The sequence below is a fragment of the Microcoleus sp. ARI1-B5 genome, from assembly GCF_036705795.1.
Classification (GTDB): Bacteria; Cyanobacteriota; Cyanobacteriia; order Cyanobacteriales; family Microcoleaceae; genus Microcoleus.
Genome location: NZ_JAUBVK010000004.1, coordinates 473,963 through 480,811, shown reverse-complemented (window position 1 = coordinate 480,811; position 6,849 = coordinate 473,963). Strand labels below are relative to the sequence as shown.

9 protein-coding genes are annotated in these 6,849 nt (G+C 45.2%); 7 read left to right on the top strand and 2 right to left on the bottom strand.

Translation table 11 applies throughout. The features are described from left to right. Positions 1-671 precede the first annotated feature (671 nt). Positions 672-1,589 (top strand): fructosamine kinase family protein, encoded by a 918-nt coding sequence (locus QUB63_RS09835; RefSeq protein ID WP_332944770.1) that lies wholly within the window; start codon positions 672-674, stop codon positions 1,587-1,589. 445 nt (positions 1,590-2,034) lie between these two features. Here QUB63_RS09835 and QUB63_RS09830 read toward each other — a convergent pair whose 3' ends face one another. Both QUB63_RS09830 and QUB63_RS09825 read right to left on the bottom strand, forming a co-directional pair. Next, positions 2,035-3,735, bottom strand: coding sequence for an ABC-F family ATP-binding cassette domain-containing protein (locus QUB63_RS09830; RefSeq protein WP_332944769.1), 1,701 nt, complete (start codon positions 3,733-3,735; stop codon positions 2,035-2,037). A 287-nt stretch (positions 3,736-4,022) separates the two neighbouring features. Beyond that, on the bottom strand, positions 4,023-4,319 hold the full coding sequence (locus tag QUB63_RS09825) for a hypothetical protein (RefSeq protein WP_332944768.1): 297 nt from the start codon (positions 4,317-4,319) through the stop codon (positions 4,023-4,025). Positions 4,320-4,464: 145 nt separating this feature from the next. On the opposite strand from QUB63_RS09825, the gene QUB63_RS09820 reads away from it, so the two are divergent. From QUB63_RS09820 to QUB63_RS09795, 6 genes are all read left to right on the top strand, one after another. Further along, positions 4,465-4,884 (top strand): element excision factor XisH family protein, encoded by a 420-nt coding sequence (locus tag QUB63_RS09820; RefSeq protein WP_332944766.1) that lies wholly within the window; start codon positions 4,465-4,467, stop codon positions 4,882-4,884. Beyond that, positions 4,872-5,240, top strand: coding sequence for a XisI protein (locus tag QUB63_RS09815; protein ID WP_332944765.1), 369 nt, complete (start codon positions 4,872-4,874; stop codon positions 5,238-5,240). The genes QUB63_RS09820 and QUB63_RS09815 overlap by 13 nt, the downstream gene beginning before the upstream one ends. 89 nt (positions 5,241-5,329) lie before the next feature. After that, positions 5,330-5,704 carry a DUF433 domain-containing protein gene (locus QUB63_RS09810; protein ID WP_332944764.1) on the top strand — a complete coding sequence of 125 codons (375 nt, stop codon included), beginning with the start codon at positions 5,330-5,332 and terminating at the stop codon, positions 5,702-5,704. 98 nt (positions 5,705-5,802) lie between these two features. Further along, positions 5,803-6,096: an ACP S-malonyltransferase gene (locus tag QUB63_RS09805; RefSeq protein WP_332944762.1), complete on the top strand. Its 294-nt coding sequence runs from the start codon at positions 5,803-5,805 to the stop codon at positions 6,094-6,096. A gap of 209 nt (positions 6,097-6,305) precedes the next feature. Next, entirely contained in the window at positions 6,306-6,509 is a 204-nt protein-coding gene (locus tag QUB63_RS09800; RefSeq protein WP_332944760.1) for a type II toxin-antitoxin system HicA family toxin, read from the top strand. Next, positions 6,506-6,727, top strand: a complete 222-nt coding sequence (locus tag QUB63_RS09795) for a type II toxin-antitoxin system HicB family antitoxin (RefSeq protein WP_332944759.1) — start codon at positions 6,506-6,508, stop codon at positions 6,725-6,727. The genes QUB63_RS09800 and QUB63_RS09795 overlap by 4 nt, the downstream gene beginning before the upstream one ends. Positions 6,728-6,849: the final 122 nt, after the last annotated feature.

Here is a 6,849-nt window from a genome sequence, read left to right as displayed (position 1 = left end):
CGAAGATATTTGGCGGGTCACTGTCTGAGAAAATAGCTCGATGCCTGGGATTTTATTAAAAGATAAAGCCTCTTTCTGATATCAAGAAAGGGGCTTTGTTGTTTGAGATGATTACATAGAATAGACAAGATTGCATAAATCTTTGATGCACTGTTGGAAACCGCAGATAAACGCCGATAAACGCAGATAATTTCAAGATAGGAGAGGGATTGAATGTAATCTTGTCTCATATTCAAAATATTATGTCCGATCGCATTCTTTGCGTGTGAACCGAGCCGGTTTATGTCGCTGATGGCAGGAAATGAAATATCTAGTGTGAAGCAGCCTCTACCAGCTTTTCCATTAGACATCTGCAATAATTAGTCTGAAAGCCTTGGTCTACTTGAGCTAAAGTTTAATTTCTGGAGAGGTCTATTATCAAAGAATGAATCAACTGGAAATGATATGAGACTGAGCAGGACTTTTATCCTGACTAATTTAGAGGGCTGAATTTTTACCCTCTACGATCGATCGCCCTTAACCCCAGTTCCACCCCTATAATACTTGAGTGTGGCGTGAGTTATGGCCGCCCGGAGCGAAAATTCGATCGACAAATCAACCAAAAATATCAACAGTAAAGTGTCGGCAGTCAGATAAACTAATGGCGATCGCCCTCAAAACCATTTGATGCTATGTGGCACAAAATTGCAGCACACATCTCCCAAACAACCGGAGAGAGCTTTTCCATCGACAACCGCCGTTCAGTCAGCGGTGGCTGCATCAATCAAGGCTATGCTATCAGCAGCAGTGCCCGCACTTATTTCGCGAAAATCAATCAAGCTTCCCAAGTCGCGATGTTTGAAGCTGAGGCCCTGGGTTTGCAGCAAATGGCCCAAACCCAGACTATTCGAGTTCCTCAACCGATTTGCTGGGGAACATCCGGCAATTCTGCTTATATTGTATTGGAATGGCTGGATTTGCGAGGTGGCGGGGGCGAGATAGCCTGGGCCCAAATGGGGCGCAAACTGGCTCAAATGCACAAATACATCCACCCGCATTCACCTTTGCCAAAGGGGGGAGAAGAGCCTAATTCTACCTTGTGGAGGGGACGTTTTGGTTGGACTGTTAATAATGCGATCGGCTCAACTCCTCAAATTAATAACTGGACGGCAGATTGGGTAGAATTTTGGACAGAACACCGGATTGGTTATCAGTTAAAGTTAGCTAGGCGCCGCGGCGGAAATTTCAGTCGGGGGGAAAGCTTGCTAGCAGCTATTCCGAAGTTGCTGGAGGGTTACAAGCCTCAACCTTCGCTGGTTCACGGGGATTTGTGGGGAGGAAATGCGTCGGTAACTGCTGCGGGGGAACCTGTAATTTTTGACCCGGCGGCTTATTGGGGCGACAGAGAAGTCGATATTGCGATGACCGAACTGTTCGGCGGCTTTCCCGCAGCATTTTATCGGGGTTATAATGAGGTGTGGTTGCTGGATTCCGGTTATGAAAAGCGCAAAACTCTTTACAACTTATATCATATTTTGAATCACTTTAATTTGTTTGGCGGGAGTTATGAGTCGCAGGCGAATCAAATGATTAACCGAATTTTGGGTTAAACTATTAATGAGTTTTCCTGTGATGCAGGCGATCGAATATGGCAATTGATTCAATATTAGACTTCTTGCATAAATCTTGGATTTATAGGTCAACCGCAGATGTAAAGCAGATAAACACAGATAAACGCAGATACTTTTAAGAGAGGAAAGCTTGGGAATGCAAGAAGTTTATTGATCGGGACACTCCAAGAGCCTTTCGTCGTGTCAACTTAAGCTGCAACCCGCCCAGTCCTTCCGTTCGCCCGTCAGTCCTAAGCGGGGTTGAAACCCCTGTCTCAAGCGCGAAAGTCCTCTCAAAGAGGACTGAAGAACTCATTAGTCGGCGACCGACGACTTTAGCTTTAAGGCAGGGGTTTCAACCCCTGCCGGACTATTAGTTGTACGCTAAGTTGACACGACGAAAGGCTCTTGGAGTGTCCCTACAAGTAGAGCGTTATAATGTTATTTACTTCTGTTTGGCCGCCGCTTTCTTCTTCGCCTCTTTCTCAGCTTTCTTCGCTGCCTTCTCAGCTTCAAGTTTTGCCAACTTGGCTAGTTCTTTCTCTTCGGCTATTTTGTCCAGATAGTAATGGTAGTCTCCCAGATAAGTCCGAAACTCCCCGTCCCGAACTTCTACTATTTTGTTAGCGACTTGGGAAATAAAATAGCGATCGTGCGAAACGATAATTACAGTGCCGTCGTAATTCTGAATCGCCTCTTCCATCATCTCTTTCGCGGGAATGTCGAGGTGATTTGTCGGTTCGTCCAAAATTAGCAAATTCACAGGTTCCAGCAGCATTTTTGCTAAAGCTAGACGGGCTTTTTCTCCGCCGCTTAAAGCGCCAACGTGTTTGAATACTGTTTCGCCGGTAAACAAGAACCGCCCCAACAAAGTCCGAACTTCTTCATTTTTCCAGTCGGGTACTTCGTCGTGAATGGTTTGCATCACGCTTTTATTCAAGTCTAAGGCTTCTGCTTGATTCTGTTCAAAGTAACCGGGGATGACGTTGTGGCCTCCCATTTTGACCGTACCTTCTGTCGGCTTTTCTAAACCCATAATCAAGCGCAGCAGGGTTGATTTGCCCGCACCGTTGGGGCCGAGAAAGGCTATGCGATCGCCCCTTTCAATTAATAAGTCTGCTCCCAAAAATAGGATTTTCTCGCCGTAGGTGTGCACCAAGTTTTCAATTATGGCTACTTCGCGGCCGCTGCGGGGTGCGGGGGGAAACCGGAAATGCAAAGTTTTTAAGCCGCCGGTGGGCGCTTCGATGCGTTCGATTTTGTCTAACTGTTTCTCGCGGCTTTTGGCTTGGGTACTGCGAGTGGCGCTGGCGCGGAATTTTTCAACGAATGCTTGCTGTTTTTCGAGTTCTTTTTGCTGACTTTCGTAGGCGCTGAGTTGGGCTTCTCTGGCTTCTGCTTTTTGCAGCAGGTAGGAGGAGTAGTTGCCGAGGTAGGTGGTGGAAACGCCGCGTTCGGTTTCGACGATTTGCGTGCAAAGCCGATCGAGAAATTCGCGGTCGTGGGATACGATTACCATTGGGGTTGTCAGCCCTTTGAGGTAAACTTCCAGCCATTCGATCGTTTCTAAGTCGAGGTGGTTGGTAGGTTCGTCTAACAGCAGGATATCGGGTTTTTGCAGGAGAATTTTACCCAAACTCATCCGCATTTGCCAGCCGCCGCTGAAAGCGCTGACTAATCGATCGCCATCTTCGGGTTCAAATCCGATTTCTGGTAAAATTTTCTCGATTTGGGCTTCTAATCCGTAGCCGTTTAAGCCTTCAAATTGCCGTTGCAGCCGATCCATTTTGTGGATCAGTTGGTCGAGATTTTCTGGGCTGGAGTTTTCCAAGTCTCGATGGACTTGCATTAGGGATTCGTGGACTTCGTTGGCTTCGCTGAAAGCGCGCCAAAATTCTTCTTTGACGGTGCGGGTGGGGTCAATTTCAAATTCTTGGGAGAGGTAGGCGATGTGGAGGCTGGCGGGGCGAATGACTTCGCCTGAGGTGGGTTCCATTTCGCCGGCGATGATTTTGAGTTGGGTGGATTTACCGGCACCGTTGACGCCTACTAAGCCGATGCGATCGCCCGGCTTGACTTCCCAGGTGACATCTTTGAGTACGACGCCTGTGGGGTAAATTTTACTGATGTGTTCGAGTCGCAGCATTGTTGTGGGGACTGGGGAAGGGGAGGTTTAGCGGCGGATGGGATGCCGGCGCTGAGGTCGAGTTAATCTTAACAAATTTTAATTAAATTTAGTCATTGGCAAGATTTGGGTTTGGGGGGGCGATCCGATTTTAGATTTGGGATTTGGGATTTTCGATTCTGGACGCACGGGTAGCGAGAAACCGGGTTTTTGGAGAAAATACTTGGCACAAAGCCCAAGATTCTCGAAAAACCCGGTTTCTGTGGTGTGTGAGTGCGAGCGCATTTGGGGAAGTTGAGGAAACAGGGCTATCGTGCTGTTTCAGATTGAATTTCTCGAATAATGGTTGAAACTTCTTCTTCTGAATCTAGATGTCGTGCCAAAACTTGGGCTGTTGCTTCCAGGATGCGATCGCTAAACAATTTGGTTAAATCTTCCCGCAAACCTTGCCCAATGTAAAACTTGAGCAAAGCTGACAAAGGCATATCTCTATGCAGTGCTACTTTGTTTAGAGATTCTAAGGTATCTGTTGGGATTTCGATTGATACAGTTGTTGTTGGGCGCGATCGGACTTTTAATGTGAGTTCTTCTTCAGTGTTGTTCATATAATTTTCTTTCTGTACGGGTAACTGGACCTGCAGAAATTATTGGGAAAGGCGATCGTACTAGGTCGTATCTCAGTATATCCAATTTGTTGATACAATACATTATAATAGTCAGTGTCAACCTCGATAGCAAAAGAGAGCGATCGTGCCAGCAAGAGACATTTATCATCAAGTGGTCAAACAGGCTCTGATTAAGGCTGGCTGGACAATTACCCACGATCCGTATCCCTTGGCTTGGGCGAAGAGAAACCTATCGATCGATCTTGGTGCAGAACAGCTATTAGCTGCTGAGAACAACGATCGCAAGATAGCCGTTGAAGTTAAAAGTTTTATCAGAGAGTCTAGAATTGCAGATTTAGAGCAAGCTTTGGGTCAATATACTCTTTACTATGACATCTTAAAACGGACGGAATCTGAAAGAAAGCTGTATCTTGCAATTCCACTAAATGCTTTTACTGATATTTTTGAAGGACAAAATTTTGGTCAAATATTGCTAGATAATAATCGCTTAAATCTTGTTGTTTTCAACCCAAAAACAGAGGAAATAGTACAATGGATAGCTTAAATAATTATCGTCAAATTGTTAAGCAGCTCCTCGCTGAATATTCTGAGATTCCTGTTGTTGACACTGGCATACAAAACGCAACAGTTTTTGATTTAGAAAATGACCGCTATATGTTAATAAATATAGGCTGGTCTAACGAGCAGCGCATTCACCATTGCGTGATTCATATTGATATTATTGACTGTCAGGTGTGGATTCAAGCAAATAATACCGATCGCCTGATTGCTGAGGAGTTAGTTGCAGCGGGAATTCCGGCCAAATCAATTGTTTTGGGGCTTCAACCGCCTGATGTTAGACCCTATACTGCTTATGGAGTTCCTTGTAGTGAGCAGCAGCGAGAATGTTTGAAAGTATGATGGAGTGGAAGAGATTTGAATTGGAGGGCGAGAATTTATGAGTCGATACATTAAGGTAAAATGAAGATAATCGCTTAAAGGTTACAACTATGACTTCGGACTCGAGCGGACAATCAGCCATCATTCGCACCGAGCGCGGACTTACGATCGCAGGTACGCGGATTACGCTGTATCAACTGATGGACTACATTTGCGCTGACTATCCACTAAAGCTAATTCGCAATCAGTTTCACATAACCGACGAACAATTCAACGCGGCCATTTCTTATATTGAAGCAAATCGTAAAGAAGTAGAAGCAGAGTATCAAATAGTTTTGCAACAGGCAGAAGAAATCCGGCAGTATTGGGAAGATCGGAATCGCGATCGGCTTGCTCAGATTGCAGGAATGCCGCCCAAGCCCGATCGAGAGGCAGCGTGGGCAAAACTTCAGGCAAGAAAAGCAAGATTTGCGGTATCGAGCTGATGATTTTTATAATTGACCACAATATTGAGGGGCAAGCCCTCATGCTTTTTGGCAGCATAACTGCCGGAGGTTAGGTTGATTTACTATCGATCCGCTTCGTGATTTTTGAAGAAGTTCAGTTACTCATTAATAGTAACGATAGAATAGTTTGGCGGTTTGCTCAAGAGAACCAGATGATTTTGCTGACAGCAAATCGCAGTATGAAGGGAACAGACTCGTTAGAGCAAGTGATTCGTGAAGAAAGTACACCAACTTCGCTACCAGTTGTCACCCTCGGGAATATCGATCGAGTGGCTGAGCGTGACTATCGGGAGCAATGTGTCGATCGCTTGATTGAAATTGTACTTTACATCGAAAACTATATAGGAGTTGGTCTGATTTTCATTCCTTAAGACTATCGGCTTTAAGCGACGATTGAGCGCTCGGGCTTTTTCTTATTTGTTAAGGGCGATCGCACTTAAAAAACTTTCAAAGCAGGCGATCGGAGAAGGTTGTAGAAAGGTGGGGGTGATGAGGTGCGATCGTATTTGGAGGAGTCGAAAAAAAGTGATAAAATAGAGTAGAGCAGTAAACAAAATCCCTGCCAAGGAAAATTAGAGAGTTGAAAGTTCAGATTGCGCGTGAAGGTTTTGTTTATCTACCCAAGCGCGGCAAAGGTAGCCATGAGCGTTGGCGACATCCAATGCTCAGAAAAACACTGACAATTCCCGGCAAAGATGGAGATGATGTGGCACTCTATCTAGAAAAGCAGTTAGCACAGTTATTAAGTGAGCTGAATGAGTTAAGGAAGGGCGAGGATTTATGAGTCGATACAGTATGATTGTTCAATGGTCTGATGAAGATCGGCTTTTTCTAGTCACGATTCCAGAGTTTGGCGATCGCGTGGTGATGCCTTGCACTCACGGCAAAACTCGCTCAGAAGCAATTCATAACGGCGAAGAAGTGATTGAAATGTATTTGGAAGCTTGGGAAGCGGAAGGTGAATCTATCCCTGAACCTAGGACGCTTCAAATTGCTTGTTGAATGCTATTGTAAAATTCTGTTTGTGTGCTGGAGGAGAAAAGGGCGAGGGACCTTTTTTCTAGTTTATTGGTATTTTTAGGGCGCGATCGTACTTTCTAATTCTTATAATACTTGGAGACTTG